Here is a 21,953-nt window from a genome sequence, read left to right as displayed (position 1 = left end):
TGCAGCATCCCTTTTCATTTTAATTAGTAGAAAGCACTTTCTCCCAATTTATTGTGCCATTTTTAATTTGTTCCCGTTTCTCTTTATTCATAATATCATTTGGACGTCCGCCTTTTGGCCAATCTTTATTATGATTTGCCCATTCAGGTCGATCCTGCGATAAAATAAAGGCTGCTAAATCAGCGGCATCTTGATCTGTCAAAGTACCTGCTGCACCGACTGGCATATTATTTTGGATGTAGCCAGCCATTTTTGACATTCTTGCCATACCCGCTCCATCATTGAATGATTTTTCACCCCATAATGCCGGACCTGTATTAGCACCATTGCCTGAGCCATCTGCTGCATGACAAGCGATACAAGACTGAGCATATACTTCCTCACCGTTCTTAACATCCGGTATAGGAACGTTCTTCATAGTACTTGCACCTACCCATTCACGTTCTGCCCCGATAGGCACACCTTCTGAAATATAGGCGAAGTACGAGACCATCGCTTCTAACTCTTTGCTATTCATGTCAAATTTCTTACCGTTCATACTGCGAACCATACAACCATTAATACGCTCCTCAATCGTTACAATATCACCTGAGCGAGCGATATATTGGGGATAATCCGCCATAACGCCTACTAATGACGAAACTTGCTCATCGTAACCTGCCCCTGCATGACAGCTTGTGCAAGACAATTGATTCCCAACATATTCTTCTGCAGCAACATGTGTATCATTGACAAGTTCATAACCGTATAATATTGCTTCCTTCATAGGTCCATCTGGTACTTCTTCAATGCTTGGTGGCGCATAGACAACTGACTGAGCAGCTGCTGTTGCTGGTATTTTTGTTTGTTCAGCGGATTCTTTACTTTCGGCATCACCTAAAATTTTGTCACTAATGGCTGCCCCCACAAAAAGTGTACCCGCTAACAGCACTGTCCCCGCTACTCCCGCTACTATAGGTTTCATCTATAATACCCCCCTTTGTATAATCACCTATATTTTAGCAAAATAGCATATTTTCCGATGTGACTTTTCTCACACCTTACGCAAATAGAATCATTTAGAGGATAAAATTACGAAACTCATTGTTCTATAACACATTAAACGAGACTTAATACCTCTTGCAGTATGTACTTTTCCTGTATTTGTAGCTGACGCTTCACTTTCGCACCGATCAACATTTCTGAATGAAAAAAAATGCCGAGCACAGCATTGTACCCGACATTTTAGCGTTCCACTATAATTTACATTCACCATCAGCACAAATAGCTTCACCATCACCTACCATCTTTAACACTGGCTGAATCCCGGCTATCTCTGCCGCTTGATGCAATGTTCGTACAAAAACTTCATTTGGCTCCGCACCTTTAATACCGTAACGATTTTCAAAAACAAAGAACGGAACACTTTGTACACCTAGCTGTTGGGCATCATATCGATCTTTGTCTAAGGCTTCGTTGAAGTCAGTTGATACCAAAATGCCCTTCGCTATTTCAACATCTAAGTCTATATTTTCAATGACTTTTAACAAGAACATATTATCGTTTAAGTCTTTTCCTTTCGTAAAGTAACCACTCATAAGCTCTTCCGTATAGACCGATTCTTTACCAAACTGTCTTGTCCATTTTGCTAATCGATGCGCTTTTTCAGTATGAGCTGTTTTCATATCTTCAAAATTGTAATGCAAACCAACCTCTTCGGCCCGTATTGCTATACCCTTAGTAATTTCCTTTACTTCTTCTATCGTGGAGTCAAATTTCGCAGTCATACCTTCATATAAAGTTGGTGCATCTTTCTTAGGCGTATGTGGCCCAATTTGATATGTTTTGTATTCAATTTCTACCTGCCCTGAATAACCTGCCAAGTCAATGGCGCGTTCCAATTCTCTCTTACCAATGTAGCAGAATGGACATGTAAAATCTGAGAAAATCTCAATTTTCATTTACTACAGCCTCCTACAATATATCGATCCAAATTTTAATGGCAGTTGCTAAAATGAGCACTGCTAAAATAGCTTGCAAAACTTTTGTATTTAATTTTTTTCCTACTTTTGCACCTAGTGGAGCTGCTATTAAGCTAGCTACAATCATTATGAATGCAGGATAATAATCAACTTGTCCCGTCATCAACTTTCCAATTGTCCCGCCTATCGAGGATATAAAAGTAATAGCAAGGCTTGTAGCGATTGTCATACGTGTCGGTATACCTAATACGACTAGCATTATAGGTACTAACAAGAAGCCACCACCTGCCCCAACAATCCCCGATCCAATACCAACAATAAAAGCTAATACAGTTGCTATCGGTTTATTGAACGTTACCTCATCCAACGGCTTATCGTCAATTTGCTTCTTAGGAATAAACATCATCACTGCAGCAATCAACGCCAATACACCATAAACGACGTTAACCCCCACTTCAGATAAAAATTGGGAGCCGTAACTACCAACGAAACTCCCTGCTAATACAGCACTCCCCATATATATAATTAGTGATTTATTTAAATAACCACCTTTTCGATATGCCCACACCCCAGCAAGAGAGGCAAAAAACACTTCTACCGAACTAATACCTGATACCTCATGTGCTGAAAATGCTGCAAAACCAAGTAAAGGTGGGATATATAATAACATTGGATATTTAATAATTGCTCCGCCGATTCCCAACATTCCTGATATAAATGAACCGACAAAGCCAATCAAAAATATTGTAATGATCCATGCTAAATCCATCTTTTTTCCTTCTTTCTGGTCACTTGCGCCTTAATGGCATTGTCATTTCCACCAATATCAAATGAAAGGAGGGTTGTTCTTACCTTCAAATAGAAGAGACAACCCTCACCAGCATTAAGCTTTTTGAATAAAGAATGTAATGACACCAGCGTCTTCAGCTTTGTCTAAAATTGCATGACCGCCAGCTTTTGCCCAAGCAGGAATATCCGCAAGAGCTCCCTTATCCGTTACTTGAACCTCTAAAATTTCACCCGAAGCCAATGTATCTATAGCTTTTTTTGTTTTCACTATAGGCATTGGACAAGATAAACCCTTTGCATCTAGTTGTAAGTTTGATTTCATATTTTTCTCCTTTGGAACAGCAAACGTTGTAAGCGATTTTGCCGGTTCTGTTTGTTTTTTCACGACTTTACGAAGGATGAGCGCCTTCGCTTCGCGGTATTTACATGCTATAACCATGCATGCGTACTCATTGCATTTCACTAAATGTACTATCGAACTGCGCAGCGATTCGGGCCAATTTCCATCTCTGTCTGCTCATCCTGCGTCGGCGTAATCTTACCCATATTTACTTGACGAATTTCTTGATACGCATTTGGCTGTGGAGGCAAATGCTCTGTTACAACACTTCGGAATTCGGCTTCATCTTTAATGTTTAAGCCGTGATTTTCGGCAAATAATTGTCCAAGATGTTTTGCAACAGTTCCGTCTTCATTTAATTCATCAATCACCATAAAATGAGCCGGTAAAACAATTAGATCATCCGATAATTCTCTGTATCGTTTGTAAAGTGTTTCGCGTAAATCACCAACCCAATCTTCTGCAAGACCCGCTAAATCAGGGCGTCCAATTGAATCAATGAATAAAATATCTCCAGTTAATAAATACTTGTTGTCCACAACAAATGATGTTGAACCAATTGTATGACCAGGCGAATAAATCGCTCCTACGTCAATTTGCGAGGCACCAACTTGTACAGTTGCGCCATCAAGTAAAGGTGTATAGTCAAATACAACTTCTTCTGCATCCTTCGGTGGTAAATAATACGTCGCACCAGTAGTTGCAGCTATATGTCGTCCACCAGAAATATGATCAGCATGCAAATGTGTATCGAACACATATTTAATGTTTACGTTTTTCTCTTCCGCAAAGCTTGTGAATGCGTCAGTAAAACGCACAGCATCAATAATCGCCGCTTCACCCTCAGAGATGACCATATAAGAAAGGCAACCCTTCCCTAAACGTACAAATTGATAAAGCTCACCGCCACCTGTTAAATCTCCAACTTTAATCGGTTCTAAATATTCACTCCACGTTTTCATTCCACCAGTTAGATAAGCCACCGTACGTCCTGCTTCAGATAACATCTCAGCTACCATTAGTGACGATCCTTCTTTCGCACAAACGACTAATACATCTTTATCAGCTGGAATCTTCGGTAAAATATCCTCGACGCCATCTAATAGCTCAAAATACGGTATATTAAGGTATTCAAATTTATGACCATCAATTTTCCAATCTTCGAATGCATCCGCATTTCGAACATCTAAAATAAATAATTCTTCATTATTAATTACTTTTTTCGCTACTTCTGCTGCACTCCATTTTAAAATTGACACTCCTATTACCCCCTGAGGTATTATTTTATTGATATTTTTAGCGGAAAGGATTGTCCTCTCCGCCTATATAGTGAATCATTTATGTTAATTAGAACGTTAATGACGGTGCTGCATCTTTTGCAAACTCTAAGAACGTTACAGCTCCCCCAACTTCGATACCTTCAATAAAATCATCTGTCGTTAAACCCATTACATCCATCGTCATTTGACACGCGATCATTTTCACACCTAATTCCTGTGCCATTTCCACTAATTGCGGAATTGCTGGTACATTAGCTTTAGCAAACCCTTCTGCAAAATGCTCCGCTCCCGCAGGCATAGGTAATGCATGCATACCTTGTTTATGAATTAAATTTAATCCTTCGAATGTAAAGAAGATTGCTACTTCTTTCTCTGTAGCCGCCGCTGCCGTTGCAATATTGAACACCTTATACGCATCGAAAAGACCACCGTTACTTGCAATAATTGCTACTTTATTTGACATAATAAATTCCTCCTAAATGTTTTTTGTTAAGTCGCCAGTCCAGGAAGTCATCCCTGGTAGAACGTTAAATACTTTTGTAAAGCCATATGCTGCAAGCTTTTGGGCGGCTAAATCACTACGCTTTCCAGTACGGCAAACCACATAGATTTCCTGCTCTTTATCAAGCTCAGAAAGGCGTCCATTTAGCTCACCCATCGGAATAGACTTTGCTCCCTCGATGTGGCCAAAAGCAAACTCTGCCTCCTCACGCACATCGAGAACAAGACCTTCTCTTTCCATTGCCTCTTCTAGCTCAATTGTTCGTTCAAATGTTTGCTCAGCCATCATGTCATCTGAGCATTTACGAATATAATGTTTAAGCACACTTTCTTCTTCCACTGTCCCAATATATTGATGCCCCACAGATTCAGACCATGCAGCAATATCCGCCTTCGAACCCTTATCTGTTGCTGATACTTCTAAAATTTGACCATCTACTAAATCAGCCATCGCCTTTTTCGTTTTAACAATCGGCATTGGACAAGAAAGCCCCTTAGCATCCAGCTGAAAATCTGCCTTAATACTCATAACTTCCTCCCTCATACCTATACAGGTATTATTTTTTCTAAAAAAATATAGCAAAAGTTTCAGGTTACTTTACTTCACCATTCCAAGAAAGCATGCCACCAACCATATTGAATACATCGAAGCCGTGGCTTTCTAAAAACTGAGTAGCACTACCACTACGACCACCTGATCGACAGACCATAACATATGGTTCATTTTTATTTAGCTCATGCATACGGAATTCAAGTAAGCCAAGTGGGATATGAATAATGCCCGGAATGTGTCCTGACTCCACTTCATCTACTTCACGTACGTCGATTAAATTTATTGCCTGACCTTGCTCTAAAGCTTGTTGTACTTCCATTGTTGAAATTTCCTTCATGCTATTCTCCTCCTAATACGCGCTCATGCCACCACGAACATTTGTCACACGCTCAAATCCTTGTTTCTTCAGTTGTTTACATGCCTGACTACTGCGCATGCCGCTTTGGCAAATGACAACGACCTCTTTGTCCTTCGGTATCTTGTCAAAGCTAGAACCGAGCGGAATATTTTTGAATTGCGGGATATTTCGCCCCTTATATTCAGCTGGTGTACGCACATCGACAAAAACTTTATCCTTATCATTTAGAATGTTTTTCAATTGCGCCGCTGAAATTGACTGTACTCCTTTCGTTGGCTTCATTCGCCAAACGAAAAATGCTATAACAACAGCAAGTATAATCCATGTTTCCAAGTAACATTCGCCTCCTCACACATACTATTTAGGGTATATAAAAATTATCTACTTTTCACGACTAAATCCATTGCTTCTTGGATAGCCGTATTCACTTTTCCAGCATCCCCTTCAGCAGTCGTTACACAGTCCAATAAATTTTCACTAACAATTACTCCGATAGTCCGATCAACCGCAGAACGCACGGCAGATAGCTGTGTAATCACATCTTTACAGTTTTTTTCTTCTTCCATCATGCGTAAAACACCACGCAATTGACCTTCTATTCGCTTCACACGATTAGCTGTTTTTGTACCGTAAGCCATACTGTTCACGCCTCCTTCCAAAACGATTGATTGAACTTGCTTACGAGACTTATAATATACCCCATTAGGTATATTGTCAACATGAAAGTTCTAATTTTTTCTTAAACGTCGTTTTCATGTTATGTCCCTCTTGTATCAACGTTTTATCCCGTTAATTTAAGGTCGTTATCATCATCTCCTTTTATTTCTTAAATAAAAAAAGCGAGAAATCCGACGATTCTATCATCGAATTTCTCGCTTATATGAACTTTATAGTACATTGCCTTATTTCTTTTTAATCGTAATTGTCCAAGCCGCTTCGCCAACTTGTTCATACTCTGTTACCTCGTGCCCTTCTTCAGCAGCCCAACGTGGAATGGATTCTGTACCTTGTGTACAATCAAATTGCACTTCTAATTCATCACCTGAATTTAAGTCTTTGATAGCTTCTTTTGCTTCTACTAAAGGAAATGGACAAACCATCCCCATAACTTCTAACGTTTTTTTCATATGAAAACACTCCTTTTTTTACGCTGGTATTACTCGTGTAGCTTGCTTAGCTTTTTTATTTGGTCGAACGAATACAAAGTAAGATGCAGTCCATGTACCTAAAATCATAAATCCTAAAGAAATCCATCCTGACCAAGTCATCATCGCTGTCATCACCAATCCATTACCAATTGAGCAACCTCCTGCTAAAGCCGCGCCGAACCCCATCATAAGTCCACCACATAAGCTGTTAATCGCCGTTTTTGTATCTGGAATACGGAATCTAAATTCGCCACTCATTTTTGCTGCGAATAATGATCCTAAGAGAATCCCTAGCACTAGGAAAACACCCCAGTTGATGAAGCTAATTTGTCCTGTCACCAAAAATTGCAAAATATTAGCTGAAGGTGTTGTAACACCTAACCCGCCTATGCGACCAGTAGCAACACTTAACGGCCATGCTAAAGTTGCAATCACACCAATAATTGTTGCAGTTACAAATGGATGCCAACGTTTTTCAAATAAAACATGTGCTAATCCCGTTTTTTTCGGCTTTAACCCCGGGATTTTCAATCGAGGCTTCTTTAGCTCACGGTAAATAATCAATGCAACAACTACTACAAAAATCGTTATTATCAACCAGTTGTTTACGCCAATTGTCTCGGCAATAGAATTACTTTTAATACTCGTTTCTTTAATAGCCGTATCCAACGGCAACAATACGCCTGATTTCATCATTGCTGCTACAAGCATATAACCAGCTAATGCAATCCAACTGCCAATTAAACCTTCTCCTGCCCGATACCAAGTACCTGTAGCACAACCACCCGCGAAAATAATGCCAATTCCAAAAATAAATGAACCAACAATAACAGCCACGATTGGTAAAGAACCAGCACTGAATTCAAATACCTTTAAACTAATCAAGGTATATACACCAACACTTTGGATTGCTATTGCAATAAGTAATGCGTAAAACATACGGTTATCTTTTGTTAAATACATATCGCGGAATCCGCCAGTTAAGCAAAAACGACCACGTTGCATAACAAATCCAAGTAAAGCTCCGCAAATAAGTCCTGTAATAACCATTTGACCCATCCATCATTCCCCCTTCAATACCTTAGTATTCTTATAGGATATATTACCACTTGTTTTACTATGAATTCAATTACTTTTTTAACTTTTTCTACGCACACAAAAACCCCTTGCTACAAGTGCAGAAAACTGCTTCTTATAGCAAGGGGTCAGATAGTTATTTATTTTGCTAGCTGCATTGCTGGACCAAAGAATTCATAATGAATTTTTTCGTCTTTCACGCCAATCTCATGTAAATTTCCAATGATTGCTTCCATAAAACCAACAGGTCCACATACGTAAACATCTGCATTATCAGCTACTTTTTCTGCTAATAATTCTTTTGAGATTTTTTTATCTTCATCCGAATATAACGCTGTATATGTTGCATTTGGTAGCACATTTACTTTCTTTTTGATGTCATCGCTAAATGCTACAACTTTTTCATTGCGTGCACACTGGATAAAGCTCACTTCATTTGTCGCATCATCTGTTAGTGATTGCAGCATACTATTTAATGGTGTTACACCGATACCACCGCTTATAAATGTAATAGGAGTAGAAGTTTCTTCTAAGACAAATAGCCCTGCTGGAACACTTACATCCACTAAATCTCCCACTTCTAATACGTCATGAATAAAGTTAGATACTTTACCATTTGGCGTATGATCACTTTCACGTTTCACTGAAATACGGTAGCCGTCTCCCGCACTTGCTTGCGAAAGCGTATACTGACGGTTCATTAAATATTCTTCGCCTGGTACTTTCACGCGGATACTGATATATTGACCTGGTTCATAAGCTGGTAGAGGCGAACCGTCTTCATTTTCAAAGTAGATAGATGTAACAAGATCACTTTCTACTACTTTTTTTGCCACTTTCAGTTGTTTAAATAAGCGCCAACCGCCATTACGCTCAGCTTTTTGATATAGCTCTTCTTCTACTTGAATGAAGATATCTGCAATTACGCCATATGCTTCAGCCCAAGCATTAATAATATCATCTGTTGCTGCATCACCAAGCACTTCTTTAATCGCTTTTAATAAGTATTCTCCAACAATAGGATAATGCTCAGGTAAAATACCTAGACTACGGTGTTTATGAGCAATTAACATCACCGCTGGTAAAATAGCTTCTAAATTTTCTATATGCGCTGCAGCAGCATAAACTGTGTTTGCTAATGCTGTTTGCTGACGACCTTTTTCTTGATTTGTATGGTTAAAAATATTCAATAATTCTGGATGATTTTGGAACAAATTTTTATAAAACGTTTTAGTAATCTCCACTCCATGAACTTCTAATACAGGAACTGTTGCTTTAATAATTTGTACTGTTTCTTGTTTTAACATATGACCTACCATCCTTTCGTGATTACAATATAACGCTTTCGTTTTTTAAAAGCAATATATCAAATACATCTTTAACAAAATGGACATAATTAATGTATTTTAAATACATCTTTAAAAAAGTATTGAATTTATTATACTTCAATGTAAAAATGCTATAATTATTTTGAACTATAGAAAGTAGGGTGTTCTTATGCGCTTAACTTTATACACAGATTATTCTCTTCGAACACTCATCTATTTGGGTGCGAAGGAAGAAGGCCAATTATCAACTATCCAAGAAATTTCTGATGCTTATAATATATCGAAGAACCATTTAATGAAGGTGACACACCAGCTTGGATTATTGGGCTATATTGAAACGATTCGAGGGCGTGGTGGAGGAATTCGCCTAGCAATTGATCCGAAAACCATTACAATTGGTGAAATCGTGCGTCATACAGAAGAGGATTTTCATCTTGTCGAATGCTTTGACAAAGAAAATAATCTATGCAAAATCGCACCAGAATGTCAGCTAAAAGGCGTATTATACGAAGCATTACAAGCTTATTTAACAGTCTTAGATCGCTATACGCTTGATGATTTTTTACATTCGAAAGAAAAGTTGATGGCACTATTGCTTGGCGAATAAAAATACCCGCACAACTCAAGTTGGACGGGTATTTTTTATGTCTATATATTTTACAATGCCTTTGAAAAGAAAATCATATCTAGTGCGCGAATCCCATTTTCATAGATCGGCTCTGGATATTTACTGAAAAAATCTTTTTCAATGGTTTCCATACGAAAACCTGCTTTTTGATAGAATGCAATATTATCAATACTAGAATTTGCAGTTCCAACTATTATCGTTTGATATCCTTGTGATTGACAAATTGCCGTTATTTGACGAAGTGCTCCTTTCCCAAACCCTATACCTTGATACTTCGGTACAATCGCAATATTTTTTAGTTCTACTGTCTTATCAGATTGAGCAAGAAGTAAAGCTACCCCCGCTAATTGCTCACCACATTTAATCTCGTATAATTCACCGTCATTTAAATATTTTCGAACAGCTTCTTCACTTTCATCTGCCAATAACAAGTGTGGTAAATAGTCTTCCCTCACACCTTCTACTTTCTTTAAAGAAGTACGATATTGGACAAAATCTTCACGCTCAAAAACATTTAAAACACAAGGCTGCTTTTCTTTGACCTCTAGCCATGAATGCTCCTTCGGAAAATCATTTTCAACTCCAAGTCGAATAAAAGGTAACTTTTCCTGTGCCTTTTGTGAGCGAATATTGACCTCTCTAGCTCCTGCAAAAACACGCTCTAATCCTAACTCAAAAAATGCGATATCTAAAATGGCAATTTTTGATTGAAGATTATAGCCTTTTCCCCAAAATTCATGGCCCAGCCATGAACCTATATGACAGCTCTTTTTATTGTGATCAATAAACATTAACGCTGTCACACCAATAAGTTGTCCTTCCTCATCTAAAACAACACGAGGAACTGTCTTTCCTGCTTCTTCGTCCACGCACTCACGTTTAATAAAATTAATCGTATCTTCCACTTTGCCAGCAGGTAACCCTAGTGCATCTCGAACCTGTGGCACGGAAGACAGTGCATGCATCGCTTCAGCATATTTTATAGCGTGTCTCACTAAAGTTACTGCCATATTCCATTCTCCTTTTAACTAAATTGCCCCTTATGCATTGGATTTTTGTATCATCCTCTAATGGCAATAAGAGCTTATTCCATCCATTTATTCATGTCGATGGCTCATCACCATATCTTGAGGTTGATTTCCGTTCCTGCTGGACACTTTCCTGGGGGCGTTTAGCCTCCATTCCAATCAACTTATATACATGACATACGTTCTATCAAATGTCAGCCCTTACTTTTGGCGATGAGGCATATTCATGTATTCCTAAATTTAATTATATGTTAGTTGCCAAGATACACCGAAACGATCCTGAATCCAGGCAAATTTCTTAGAAAACCCATAATTATCGAGTGGCATTAACGCCTGTCCACCCTCTAAAATTTGAGCAACCAGACTGTCGATTTCTTCTATAGACTCACATTCCACAAAAATAGAAGTTGACGGTGTAAAGGTAAAGTTATGCTGTATTACACTATCATTCACCATTATTTTCAAACCCTTTAAATGAAGAATAGCCATTGCAACTTGTTGCGAGTTTTCCATATAAGTTAAGCTTTCTACCTGTAACTCTGAAAACCACTGTTGATATTGCTGAATAGCTTCATTGGCTTGTCCCTGAAACATTAAAAATGTAGTGGCACTTTTCATTTATTTAACTCCCCTTCATATTTTGTAATCCATTGTGCTGGTGTCATTTTCGAAACAAGTTCTCCAATTAATTCATACGGAATATTTTTAGTGCTTGTAAAACGAATACAGCTTTTCCCCATATTGAGTTTCGTCGGTACTCGTTTCGCATATTCCTCCTGGAACCACGAGAGTAACGCTTGATCTGCATATATGCCCATATGATAAACCGCAATATGACGTTTTTGTGCAGCAAGGCTTATAAAGGGTAAAGGAGTGTTCGGTGTACAATGGTAACCCTTCGGATAAGTAGATAACGGGACAACATAGCTTATCATGTCATAATACATACTTTCTTCAAAACCCTCTGGTAAATTGCTTTCTATCACATCTACAAGTTTGGCAAAACCCTCCTGCCATTTTTCATCTACTTGCTCAATATAAGTGTTTTTCATACTCTGTCCCCTTTTCAACATAGTATTATTGCTAGGCTAATCATAGGATTGCCAATTACCATGAATATAGCATCATTAAAAGGAATCAATAAAGTCTCTTTGCTATTTATGCTTTACCCTCTGCCTTTGCTTTTCGGTATAATTCCTTTGTTTTGTAGCCAAGTCTTATAATTTCACGCATCTCCACCAAGCGCGCTACCTGCGTCTCTTCCTTTTTCGCACTATAGATATAACGAGCCCAGTCCTTTTGATAACCCGGTGTTAATCCATCATAAAATGTTAAATCATCCGTATTTTCTGCAAGTGCATCACGCAATTGAGGAATCATACCCTCATAATCACTTACGCACTGACTACTCGCTGTCTTCTTCTTGCCACGGCCCTTGCCATCTCTTTTTATGCTTAATATTGAAAATGTCTCATCTAGCGACATCAAACTCGCAAATTTATAATCACTGCCAACAATGTATTTTTCCTCGTTTACTTGAATAGCTGGGAATATTTCATCGCGATGGATAAACTGTTCATACTTCTTATTTCCCTTTTTCGGATAAACAAAAAATAAATAGCCCTGTTCCGCTAGAGCGTTTAACTTTAATGCATCATGTAAATATGTGACCATTTCATCAATCGTAAACACAAAGGCAACGATTCGATCATTAGGCGCACTCCCTGATTGGGATATTCCCTCTAGTATCATATCCTGTGGCTGATTATGAATGGACATAGACAGTCCTTCTTTAAGTTTAAACTTCTTCTGCATAGCTTTGACACCTCTTTTAATGATCAATACAATTTTCTCTTAGTTTTGATAGTATAGCTGATTTAATGAAAAATTCGTACAAAAAAACGCTCGAATTTTCTCGAGCGTTTAATTTACATGAATAAGCTACTTTATTTTGGTAGTCGCTACTATTCCTTTAATAATCGGAATGGCTGTTCCAATTAACACTATCGGTAGGAACCACCAGCCAATATTCTCTGCCTCACCAAGTGCAATACGTATCATTTGGAATGATATAGCTGCAAATAAAATGAGACAAAGATTTTTTACTTCATTTAATATTTTTCGGCTATTTAAATAAAAAGCCTCAACATTACTTTCATTTAAACGTGCTGGGTAATTATGCGTATGCGGAACCCTTTCAAGGACCGCTAGAAAAATCCATAGAAATATTCCGATCAACGGAAGGATGAATAATTCTATTTTGGAACCCCAGCGATTAACTTCTCCTGCACCATTAAAGTGAGCTGGAATCTCCTCTGGTAGTTTGCCCCACATGATAAAAGTATAAAGGATGGACAGTACAAATAATCCACCACCGATATAGTCCCAAATCTTTTCATATGTTGTTTTCGGTAATTTCAAAACAGGTCTATACATCTTCCCACACCCTTACTTATTCCTTTATTATTTCTACGGTACTACAGTGCATTTAGTTTCAAATTTATGCAAATTGTCTTAATTGTTTGTGATATATACATAACTATCGCTTTCACTAACCGTAAAGCGGCACTTTATTCTATCTTTTTTATCATTTTATCTACAACTTACGTCCTTATCATTCCTTTTCAATATAGTAAAAATTCTCATAATACTTTGTAAAATTCATATAATCTGATATAAATGGTATATACATATTTCATTTTTTTGTAACATTTCTACTAAATTACTGAGAAAGGAAACGACAACTATGCGATTTACTATCTATAAGAAGTTATTACTCGGTTTTTTCATTGTTATTTTAGTATTAGTTGGCACCATCGGATTAAACTTCAAACAGCTTAATTCCGTAAATAAGACATATCGCGTGTTACTCGAAGAACAAACAACAAAATCTATTAGTATACAAGAACTCCGCGCAATTGCTAAACAAGAAATTGTAAATATGAGGGGCTATCTATTACTTGGAGACAAGCAAAATTATCAAAGTAATACCGCGTCCCGTGAAGAATTTAAAAAGAAATATGATGAATTAAAGACATCCTTCGATTCTCAAAAATCAATTGAATTATTAGAGGCAATTTATAAAAGCGAACAAGATGTCCAACAGTTCGCAGATCGAATGTTTTCATTAAAGGCAGATGGTGAAACAGAACAATATGTAAAGCTTGATAGCACACAGGGACGCATAATTATTAAACAATTCGATGCACGTGTGGCTAACCTCGCTAACTATCAAGATGAATATATAAAAGGGAAAATTGCTGCTACATCAAAAGAAATACAATCCATTAAATTCCAAATGATTATTCTTGGCGTCTTAGCCGTCGTCATTAGTCTGATAATTGCTATGGTCATGGGAAGCCTTATTTCCCGCCCTATCAAAGGTATGGCAAAGACCGCGAAAAAGATTGCTGGGGGCGATTTAACAGCTGAGCAAATTCACATTAAGAATCGTGATGAAGTAGGTGATTTAGCACTTGCCTTTAATCAAATGGCGGAAAATTTAAAGGATCTCATTACAAATGTACGACATAACACTGTACAAGTAAGTGGTTCTGCTGCCGAGTTAACTGCTAGTGCTGAACAAACTATTCAAGCGACAGAACAAATTACTTCCTCTATACAAGAAGTAGCAAGTGGCTCCGAAGCTCAAGGTAAAAATGCTACTGAAAGCTCGGTAGCTATGAAAACGATGACAACAGGCATTCAGCAATTGGCTGCGACTACAGCTGCCGTTTCAGAACTTGCTATCGAGACAAATACGGAAGCGAATAAAGGAAATGAATCCCTTCACCGTGTTATTACACAGATGAACACAATTAATTCAGCGGTTTTAGAATCTGCTAGCGTTGTAAAAAATTTAGAAAACCATTCTGTTGAAATTGGAAATATTATTAGCCTCATAACAGATATTGCAGAGCAAACAAATTTGCTAGCACTGAATGCTGCAATTGAGGCAGCACGTGCAGGAGATCATGGTCGTGGCTTTGCGGTAGTTGCGGATGAAGTAAAAAAATTAGCGGAGCAATCCAAGCGATCTGCTGAACAAATCGCAACTTTGATTTCAGAAATCCAACAGAATACAAATCGCGCCGTAACTGTTATGGATACTGGTACACAAGAGGTTCAAGTGGGTATGCAAGTTGTAAAAGTAGCGGAGGAAGGCTTCTCAAAAATCGTTGAACTGATCGAACAAGTATCGAAACAAATTCAAGAGGCAACGACAGTTTCAGAGGAAATGTCATCGAATGCTGAGCAAATTTACGCATCCTTCGATGAAATTGCAACTATTGCTCAAACGTCTTCTTCAAATCTACAAAATGTAGCTTCTGCTTCTGAGGAGCAATTAGCGACTATTGAAGAAGTGGCCGCTTCTGCTGCCACACTATCCAATATGGCCGAGGAATTACAAACACAGGTTGCGCGTTTTAAAGTGGAGTAAAAGGGATAATTGAAAGTTAAAGTTTAGCAACAAGTCCTATAATATGCCTCCGAATTGTTTATTAAATACAATTCGGGAGGCGCTACCTTTTTCAAGTCTTTAATATCTAACTAAAGCCTCGCTTTGATACTATCATGTGCGTTCAACTATTTATAATAGATAGGATGATATTCAATGAAAAATATGCGTATATCTAACCTTTTAAGTGATAGTGAGATTATGGATTTATTAGATGGTCCACAAAAAATGGGTATAGTTCTCCAAAAGGAAGAAATTACAGAACTGTCTAGAGTTGTTTTGAGAGAATCATTAGAAAAAACAGTGGAGGTATGTAAGGCAAAAAAAGACTTTGAAAGTGTCGAAGCTTTTAGTAATTTATTGTGTAATTTCGATAATATCACTTTTTTTGTAGAGCTTGAAAATAGTGATTCTATTGTTTATTCTTTTGAATGTATTACGGATTCAATGCATTACAGTTTTAAAGATAGTGGTTTTTTTACATTGCCAAAATAAAGGATACCGAACTAGTTCATCAGGTATCCTTTTACTTTGATTAAATTATTTAATACCATTGAAACTAACGCCAGCAGGTTTAGGTTTTATTACTTGATTTCCGTCTTCCCCTTCGACACTCAAAACATAGCATTAATTTTAAAATTAGCAAAATCAATATTTGTTCATTCTCAAACATATTTTGATAATCTATTTCGTTGACAAATTAGCATTTCCATCAAAAAGCCTCCCGAACTGTATTTGTAATTAAATACAATTTGGGAGGAAACTTCGAATCTAGTATATGTCACTCAATGACTTCATTTATTAAAAACCTGTTTGCCTTAATTTCTCAGCACTTTCCTCTTCAACAAGACCCTTAAGCTCAGTCAACACTACGTCAAAATCAGTATGTTTTCCTAGCAAAAATGTCATTTCATGTTCAATCGGTAACCGTGTTTCAATGGCAGCTTTATTGTGCTGAGTATGTGTTTCATGTTTATCTAAAATCCGCCACTTTCGCTTCATATGTATCTTTTTACCGCTTAGGTAGCCGTGGAATCTGCCCAGGTAGAGTCCCTTATTTGTACTTTTCAGTTAAGACATGTAGCATTTCAATCACCGACGTCTCCTTACTTGGTACTTGTAAGGACGCAAGCTCACGTACTTTATGCTCACCTACACAAACGCTTTCCTTCGCCTTTACAAACATGGACGCATCGTTTGCATCATTCCCAAAAGCGATAAATTCACCTTCAGCGATACCTAATTTCATTAAGCCATTCCATTTATCTATGCCTTTCGGGCTCATATCTACAATATTTTCGGATGTATGTTCATACAACGAGATTGGTAATTTTTTTAGTTCAACTACTATTTCATTACGCTGCTCCCCAGGGAATAATACTACTTTCACGATATCCTTTAACTCTTGCAACGAAACATTTTTCGCAAGCTTTAGGGGATCTAAATTTTGATAAATTGGATGTGTCTCACTGCCTGTATACGTATAATCCCAATCACCGTCTATTAAATACGGCAATCGATAGGCTGAAATAATATTTTGAATCTCTTCTACAAGTTCTGCTTCAAATGCTGTTACCTCAATAGTTTCTCCGTTCCGTACAACAAATGCACCATTTCCCCCTACCATTGAAAATTTTCGCATTGTTTCAGGTAATACTGGTAGTAAATCACGAATCGGACGAGCTGATGCAAAAATGATTTCATGCCCGTTTTCGATGCAAGCTTCTAGAGCATTAGTAACTCCCTCACTTAATGGTTGACCCTTAAAGCAAATCGTACCGTCTAAATCAAATACAAATTTCAATGTCACGCCCTCTTTCTAAACTGTTAATTACTCATTATTATCTCATAAATATTTACATTTATTGTAGAAATAATGATTATTATCATAACGTGGGGTTGATTTCCGTTCCGGCTGGGCACTTTCCTGGGGGCGTCCGATGAGCCGCTTGGGCCAACACGATGTTGGTCACGAAGGCGTTATCACAGGATGTGATGCTTTTAGCCTTCGTTCCTCTGCCCGCTCGCTCCAGGGTCTCATCTGTGACGCTAATCCCCAAGGAGTCGCCCAGCCTCCACTTCAATCAACCTTCATACATGACATACGTTTTAACAAAACCACCCCAAAATTTCAGAGAAAAGCTAAAAAATAAAGGAATTTTTTATCATTATCAAATGATTGATTTCATAATAAATTATTGATCACCAAATAAGACAGAAAAGAAATAATTTTTAGAATATTGTTGACATTCACGAGATATCGAAGTATGATTGCTTTCAACAACACATTATTGTAGGCCAAGATTGGAAATAGTAGAAATGCAAGTGTACTTGTAGAGAGTCGGTGGTTGGTGCAAACCGATAGGCACACATTTTGAACTCGTCCATGAGCCACTCCCTGAACTTTAAGTAAGGGACGTCGGTTTCCTCCGTTAACAGGATAGACAGTGATGGCTGTCGATAAGGGGGCTTTTTCTGTAAAGAGAAAGTCAATTAGAGTGGTACCGCGAGCATAAACTCGTCTCTATATTTTTATATAGAGACGAGTTTTTTTGTTTTTTATTTAAATCATTGGCCTAGGTGTGGAATTCGTCTCTAGCAGAGCTAACGGTTCAAAGCAGAGACATTATCAATATAATGACAACTACTACAAAAGGAGTGTTTGAAAATGGGAAGAAAAATTTGGGTGTTTGATACAACTTTACGTGATGGCGAGCAAGTGCCAGGTGCAAAACTGAATTTATACGAAAAAGTAGAGATTGCTCAGCAACTCAAAAAATTAGGCGTCGATATTATTGAAGCTGGTTTCCCTGCTTCATCACAAGGAGATTTTGATGCAGTTAAAGCTGTCGCACAAAAAGTTGGGAATACAAGTGATATTATGATTACTGCTTTAGCACGTGCTGTACAGGCAGACATTGATGCTGTTTATAATGCTGTAAAATACGCAGAAAATCCTATGATTCATATGGTGCTAGGTACTTCTGATATTCATGTTGAGAAAAAATTTAGTAAATCCAAGGATCAGATTCTACAGATTGGCATAGATGCAGTAAAATATGCGAAAACTCTTCTACCACAAGTCCAATATTCAACAGAAGACGCATCTCGCTCTGATTTTGAGTATCTTTGGAAAACCATTGAAGCCGTAATGAAGGCTGGTGCAACAATGATTAATGTACCTGATACAGTCGGCTTTGCAGAACCAGAAGAATTCGGAGCGATGATTTATAAACTAAATGACCGTATGAAAAACTTAGACGACAGCGTTCTGTTAAGTGTTCATTGTCATAATGATCTTGGTATGGCAACTGCTAATACGCTTGCTGCGATTAAAAACGGCGCAGATAAAGTAGAATGTACAATTAACGGTATTGGTGAACGCGCAGGAAATGCAGCATTAGAAGAAGTCGTCATGGCATTAAAAACACGTAGCTCTGTATACAATGCTGAGACACGTATTAACACAAGAGAAATTATGAATACGTCTCGTCTTGTTTCAAGCTTTATGGGCTTAGACGTACAAGTAAACAAAGCGATTACTGGAGATAATGCTTTTGCCCATTCATCTGGTATTCATCAAGACGGTCTTCTTAAATCTCGTGATGCCTATGAGATTGTCCATCCAGAAGATGTAGGTCTTGACGATATGGAGCTAGTCCTGACAGCTCGCTCTGGGCGTCACGCGGTGAAAAACGCTCTTGAAAAACTGGGCTTTTCAAATCTTTCAGCGGATGAATTCGAAGGAATCTTCGAAGGCTTCTTAAAGCTGGCTGATGCAAAGAAAGAAGTTTACGATCACGATTTATATGTAATTGTAGAAAGCTATTATGAAAAGCATGACGCAAATAACGCCAATGCCACTCACTATAGTGATCAGTTCTTTGACTTCGATGATTTACAAGTCGTCAGCAACACAAGCTTCCCTTCAGCAAGCGTGAAAGTCCGTAAAGGCGGCGAGGTATTTAAAGCAAGTGCAATAGGCTCAGGTCCAATTGATGCCCTTTATTCAGCCATCGCAGAAATTACAAACATGGATGTGAAACTTGTAGAATATAATATCAATAGCGTTTCTCGTGGTAAGGAAGCGCTTGGTAAAGTAAAAATTACAATCGAACATGAAGGTGAAAAGTATATCGCCAAAGCTGCAGATACAGATATTTTAAAAGCGAGTGCGCTAGCTTATATTAATGCGATCAACAGTATTGTTGTTGCCAAATTAACGCCTGTTATGAATTAAATAGTCGAAAGCAGTATGACCCAATAGTGTCATACTGCTTTTATTTTTCCTATCGACTGCCCTCTTCTAACTTTCCAAATTCCTCTTCAATCAATTCAACATCAAGACGTTCAAACAGTGGCGACACTTCGCTAATGCTTGCTGGTAAGTCCACTTGCTCATGCCACGTTACTTCATTTATTCCTAACATTCCCCTAACCTTCTCAGCTGAAAACGGTAAAAATGGATGTAATAGCTGTCCAAGGTTAGCAATAATATAAACACATGTTGCCAGTGTTCGATTGCCAGCTTCCACATTCTCTTTCACCTGTAGCCATGGCTGCTGCTCGTCAAAATAGCGATTAGCCGCACGAATATATTCAAAAATAGCCTCTAACGCTTGCTTAAAATGAGCCGCTTCTATATGATTCCCAACATCATTAAACAGCTGAATTGTGTGTGTTCGAATAGTGTCATCTACCTCGGCATGAGGCACTTGACGATCAAACGATTTCTCTAAAAACTTCAATGTACGATTAACAAAATTACCGTAAGCGCCAAGTAATTCGCCATTATGACTATAAATAAATTCTCGCCAAGAAAAGTCCGTATCGCGATTTTCTGGCGCATTCATTGTTAAAAAATAACGAATGGAATCTGCATCGTAACGACTTAAAATATAAGGCACCCATACCGCCCAGTTTTGGCTTGTCGATAATTTTCGTTTTTCTAATGTCAAATATTCGTTTGATACAATATGTGTAGGTAATGCCTTTGCTCCTATCCCCATAAGAATGGCTGGCCATATAACTGTATGGAACGGAATATTATCCTTACCATGCACATAATACGAAATCGTTTCTTCATTCCACAAATCTTCAATCGCTAGTTGATGCTGCTTTGCCCATTCAATACTTGCTGTTAAATAGCCTGCTACTGCTTCAATCCACACATATATTTTTTTGCCTTCAAAACCTGGTACGGGCACATCTATTCCATTTGGTAAGTCCCTTGTTACAGCACGGTCTGGGACACCTTCTGCCAAGTAACGCTCTGTTAAACCTAAGGCATTGTCTCGCCAGCGTTTTTCCGTCTTTGCCTGTGCTAAATAAGTCTCCAGCCCCCCCTGAAACTGACTAAAGGCAAAATAAAAATGCTCTGTCTCCCTGATAATTGGCACACTCCCACATATCTTACAGCGTTTATCGATCAAATCGAGCGGGTCTAAAATGGTTGAGCAATTATCACATTGGTCCCCACGTGCCTTGGCACCACAGTTTGGACAAACCCCCTCGACAAATCGGTCAGGCAAAAACTGCTTGTCCGTTTCACAATATGCCTGTTCAATTTTCTTTTTGTATAAAAAATTGTTCGCTAATAGCTGTAAAAAAATTGTTTGAACAGATTCATGATGGTGCTGCGCATCTGTTCTCGTATACAAATCATAGGTAAATCCTAATTCATTGAAGCATCTTGAAAACTCTTCGTGATAATGATTAGCAATCGCTTCCGTTGTCGTGTTTTCCTGTGCAGCCCGAATAGAAATCGGAGTGCCATTACAGTCACTTCCTGAAACATATAGTACCTTCTCGCCCTTTTGTCGATAATATCTAGCCAAAATATCACCCGGTAATAATGCGGCAACATGCCCTAAATGCAAAGATCCATTTGCATATGGCCACGCGCCCCCAATAACAATTGTCATCCTAAGTAGCTCCCCTCGAAAAAATGTAAAAAGTGTAAGGTGTGTTGATTAACCTTTTTATTCATCCCACTTAATCAGAATCCTTTTTCCGATCAATAATAAATCTATATTTCCCTAATCAACACACCTAAAAAAGTGTATAAAAAAACGCCCTAATCAAAATTGATTAGGACGAGTATACCCGTGTTACCACCTATATTTACAAATAGCTCACACTATTTGCCTCCATCAGTGCGTCTCATATTATCAATTATGCCTCGGCATAATTGCGTCCGGAATCGGCTTTGTGCTTGCACAAAGCCGATTCCGTGACATCCGCCGGAGGCTTAACTTCTTTCAGCGGATGTTTAGACACCCGCTGAAAGAAGTGAGAGATACTGCCGCTGTTGTAACGAGTGCCCATCTCGTCGTAATCTACTCGCTAAATTGCTTTCGGTACGAAGCTCAAAGGTCATTTTCAAAAGGGGACATTTACCTCATTTCCACCAACAGAGGCTCTCTATATAATGCTTATCCAATTTACTTTTCCTTATCCATGCTTTTACTATAGATTTCCACCATTTTACTCTTTCTGCTGTT

Annotated in this window: 25 protein-coding genes and 2 other annotated features; of the genes, 4 read left to right on the top strand and 21 right to left on the bottom strand. The window is 38.2% G+C overall.

The window, feature by feature from the left end; all coding sequences use genetic code 11:
- Positions 1-19: 19 nt before the first annotated feature.
- From ACQKN2_RS04555 to hmpA, 13 genes are all read right to left on the bottom strand, one after another.
- Complete coding sequence (locus tag ACQKN2_RS04555; RefSeq protein WP_427413891.1) at positions 20-964, bottom strand: c-type cytochrome; 945 nt, start codon at positions 962-964, stop codon at positions 20-22.
- Between the two features lie 271 nt (positions 965-1,235).
- Positions 1,236-1,940, bottom strand: coding sequence for a DsbA family oxidoreductase (locus ACQKN2_RS04550; protein WP_427413890.1), 705 nt, complete (start codon positions 1,938-1,940; stop codon positions 1,236-1,238).
- Positions 1,941-1,953: 13 nt separating this feature from the next.
- Positions 1,954-2,730, bottom strand: coding sequence for a sulfite exporter TauE/SafE family protein (locus ACQKN2_RS04545; protein ID WP_427413889.1), 777 nt, complete (start codon positions 2,728-2,730; stop codon positions 1,954-1,956).
- Between the two features lie 114 nt (positions 2,731-2,844).
- Positions 2,845-3,072, bottom strand: coding sequence for a sulfurtransferase TusA family protein (locus ACQKN2_RS04540; protein ID WP_323648046.1), 228 nt, complete (start codon positions 3,070-3,072; stop codon positions 2,845-2,847).
- Between the two features lie 149 nt (positions 3,073-3,221).
- Positions 3,222-4,349, bottom strand: coding sequence for an MBL fold metallo-hydrolase (locus tag ACQKN2_RS04535; protein WP_427413888.1), 1,128 nt, complete (start codon positions 4,347-4,349; stop codon positions 3,222-3,224).
- A gap of 88 nt (positions 4,350-4,437) precedes the next feature.
- Entirely contained in the window at positions 4,438-4,833 is a 396-nt protein-coding gene (locus ACQKN2_RS04530) for a DsrE/DsrF/DrsH-like family protein (protein ID WP_323647779.1), read from the bottom strand.
- A gap of 12 nt (positions 4,834-4,845) precedes the next feature.
- The gene (locus tag ACQKN2_RS04525) at positions 4,846-5,400 is read right to left on the bottom strand and encodes a sulfurtransferase TusA family protein (RefSeq protein WP_427413887.1); all 555 of its coding nucleotides are present in this window, start codon (positions 5,398-5,400) and stop codon (positions 4,846-4,848) included.
- Positions 5,401-5,464: 64 nt separating this feature from the next.
- Positions 5,465-5,761 carry a rhodanese-like domain-containing protein gene (locus ACQKN2_RS04520; protein ID WP_427413886.1) on the bottom strand — a complete coding sequence of 99 codons (297 nt, stop codon included), beginning with the start codon at positions 5,759-5,761 and terminating at the stop codon, positions 5,465-5,467.
- 12 nt (positions 5,762-5,773) lie between these two features.
- Entirely contained in the window at positions 5,774-6,115 is a 342-nt protein-coding gene (locus ACQKN2_RS04515) for a rhodanese-like domain-containing protein (RefSeq protein WP_427413885.1), read from the bottom strand.
- A gap of 44 nt (positions 6,116-6,159) precedes the next feature.
- Entirely contained in the window at positions 6,160-6,420 is a 261-nt protein-coding gene (locus ACQKN2_RS04510) for a metal-sensitive transcriptional regulator (protein ID WP_402931296.1), read from the bottom strand.
- A gap of 264 nt (positions 6,421-6,684) precedes the next feature.
- Positions 6,685-6,909 carry a sulfurtransferase TusA family protein gene (locus ACQKN2_RS04505; RefSeq protein ID WP_249074808.1) on the bottom strand — a complete coding sequence of 75 codons (225 nt, stop codon included), beginning with the start codon at positions 6,907-6,909 and terminating at the stop codon, positions 6,685-6,687.
- Between the two features lie 18 nt (positions 6,910-6,927).
- Positions 6,928-7,989, bottom strand: a complete 1,062-nt coding sequence (locus ACQKN2_RS04500) for a YeeE/YedE thiosulfate transporter family protein (protein WP_427413884.1) — start codon at positions 7,987-7,989, stop codon at positions 6,928-6,930.
- Between the two features lie 158 nt (positions 7,990-8,147).
- Entirely contained in the window at positions 8,148-9,314 is a 1,167-nt protein-coding gene (gene hmpA, locus ACQKN2_RS04495; RefSeq protein ID WP_427413883.1) for an NO-inducible flavohemoprotein, read from the bottom strand.
- Positions 9,315-9,504: 190 nt separating this feature from the next.
- On the opposite strand from hmpA, the gene ACQKN2_RS04490 reads away from it, so the two are divergent.
- Entirely contained in the window at positions 9,505-9,942 is a 438-nt protein-coding gene (locus ACQKN2_RS04490) for an Rrf2 family transcriptional regulator (RefSeq protein ID WP_427413882.1), read from the top strand.
- Positions 9,943-9,992: 50 nt separating this feature from the next.
- Here the strand turns inward: ACQKN2_RS04490 and ACQKN2_RS04485 are convergent, their stop codons facing one another.
- The 5 genes from ACQKN2_RS04485 to ACQKN2_RS04465 all read right to left on the bottom strand — a co-directional run bounded on the left by ACQKN2_RS04485 (position 9,993) and on the right by ACQKN2_RS04465 (position 13,427).
- Positions 9,993-10,973 carry a GNAT family N-acetyltransferase gene (locus ACQKN2_RS04485; RefSeq protein WP_427413881.1) on the bottom strand — a complete coding sequence of 327 codons (981 nt, stop codon included), beginning with the start codon at positions 10,971-10,973 and terminating at the stop codon, positions 9,993-9,995.
- A 258-nt stretch (positions 10,974-11,231) separates the two neighbouring features.
- Positions 11,232-11,609, bottom strand: coding sequence for a VOC family protein (locus ACQKN2_RS04480; RefSeq protein WP_427413880.1), 378 nt, complete (start codon positions 11,607-11,609; stop codon positions 11,232-11,234).
- Positions 11,606-12,043: a DUF1801 domain-containing protein gene (locus ACQKN2_RS04475; protein ID WP_427413879.1), complete on the bottom strand. Its 438-nt coding sequence runs from the start codon at positions 12,041-12,043 to the stop codon at positions 11,606-11,608. Before ACQKN2_RS04475 ends, ACQKN2_RS04480 begins: the two co-directional genes overlap by 4 nt.
- A 106-nt stretch (positions 12,044-12,149) precedes the next feature.
- Positions 12,150-12,806: a YdeI/OmpD-associated family protein gene (locus ACQKN2_RS04470; protein WP_427413878.1), complete on the bottom strand. Its 657-nt coding sequence runs from the start codon at positions 12,804-12,806 to the stop codon at positions 12,150-12,152.
- 126 nt (positions 12,807-12,932) lie between these two features.
- Positions 12,933-13,427 (bottom strand): DUF1648 domain-containing protein, encoded by a 495-nt coding sequence (locus ACQKN2_RS04465; RefSeq protein ID WP_427413877.1) that lies wholly within the window; start codon positions 13,425-13,427, stop codon positions 12,933-12,935.
- 310 nt (positions 13,428-13,737) lie between these two features.
- On the opposite strand from ACQKN2_RS04465, the gene ACQKN2_RS04460 reads away from it, so the two are divergent.
- Both ACQKN2_RS04460 and ACQKN2_RS04455 read left to right on the top strand, forming a co-directional pair.
- Positions 13,738-15,432: a methyl-accepting chemotaxis protein gene (locus ACQKN2_RS04460; protein WP_427413876.1), complete on the top strand. Its 1,695-nt coding sequence runs from the start codon at positions 13,738-13,740 to the stop codon at positions 15,430-15,432.
- Positions 15,433-15,606: 174 nt separating this feature from the next.
- Positions 15,607-15,945, top strand: a complete 339-nt coding sequence (locus ACQKN2_RS04455; RefSeq protein ID WP_427413875.1) for a hypothetical protein — start codon at positions 15,607-15,609, stop codon at positions 15,943-15,945.
- Positions 15,946-16,251: 306 nt separating this feature from the next.
- Here the strand turns inward: ACQKN2_RS04455 and ACQKN2_RS04450 are convergent, their stop codons facing one another.
- Both ACQKN2_RS04450 and ACQKN2_RS04445 read right to left on the bottom strand, forming a co-directional pair.
- On the bottom strand, positions 16,252-16,452 hold the full coding sequence (locus ACQKN2_RS04450; RefSeq protein ID WP_427413874.1) for a hypothetical protein: 201 nt from the start codon (positions 16,450-16,452) through the stop codon (positions 16,252-16,254).
- 52 nt (positions 16,453-16,504) lie between these two features.
- Positions 16,505-17,254 carry an HAD-IIB family hydrolase gene (locus ACQKN2_RS04445; protein WP_427413873.1) on the bottom strand — a complete coding sequence of 250 codons (750 nt, stop codon included), beginning with the start codon at positions 17,252-17,254 and terminating at the stop codon, positions 16,505-16,507.
- A gap of 487 nt (positions 17,255-17,741) precedes the next feature.
- Positions 17,742-17,979: a binding site (T-box leader), on the top strand.
- A 139-nt stretch (positions 17,980-18,118) separates the two neighbouring features.
- On the opposite strand from ACQKN2_RS04445, the gene ACQKN2_RS04440 reads away from it, so the two are divergent.
- On the top strand, positions 18,119-19,690 hold the full coding sequence (locus ACQKN2_RS04440; RefSeq protein ID WP_427413872.1) for a 2-isopropylmalate synthase: 1,572 nt from the start codon (positions 18,119-18,121) through the stop codon (positions 19,688-19,690).
- Positions 19,691-19,739: 49 nt separating this feature from the next.
- Here the strand turns inward: ACQKN2_RS04440 and metG are convergent, their stop codons facing one another.
- Positions 19,740-21,374 carry a methionine--tRNA ligase gene (gene metG, locus ACQKN2_RS04435; protein WP_427413871.1) on the bottom strand — a complete coding sequence of 545 codons (1,635 nt, stop codon included), beginning with the start codon at positions 21,372-21,374 and terminating at the stop codon, positions 19,740-19,742.
- Positions 21,375-21,538: 164 nt separating this feature from the next.
- Positions 21,539-21,919: a binding site (T-box leader), on the bottom strand.
- Between the last annotated feature and the right edge of the window lie 34 nt (positions 21,920-21,953).

The sequence above is a fragment of the Lysinibacillus sp. NPDC093688 genome (assembly GCF_050280145.1).
Taxonomy (GTDB): Bacteria; Bacillota; Bacilli; order Bacillales_A; family Planococcaceae; genus Lysinibacillus; species Lysinibacillus xylanilyticus_B.
This window is presented reverse-complemented; position numbering and strand designations above follow the sequence as displayed.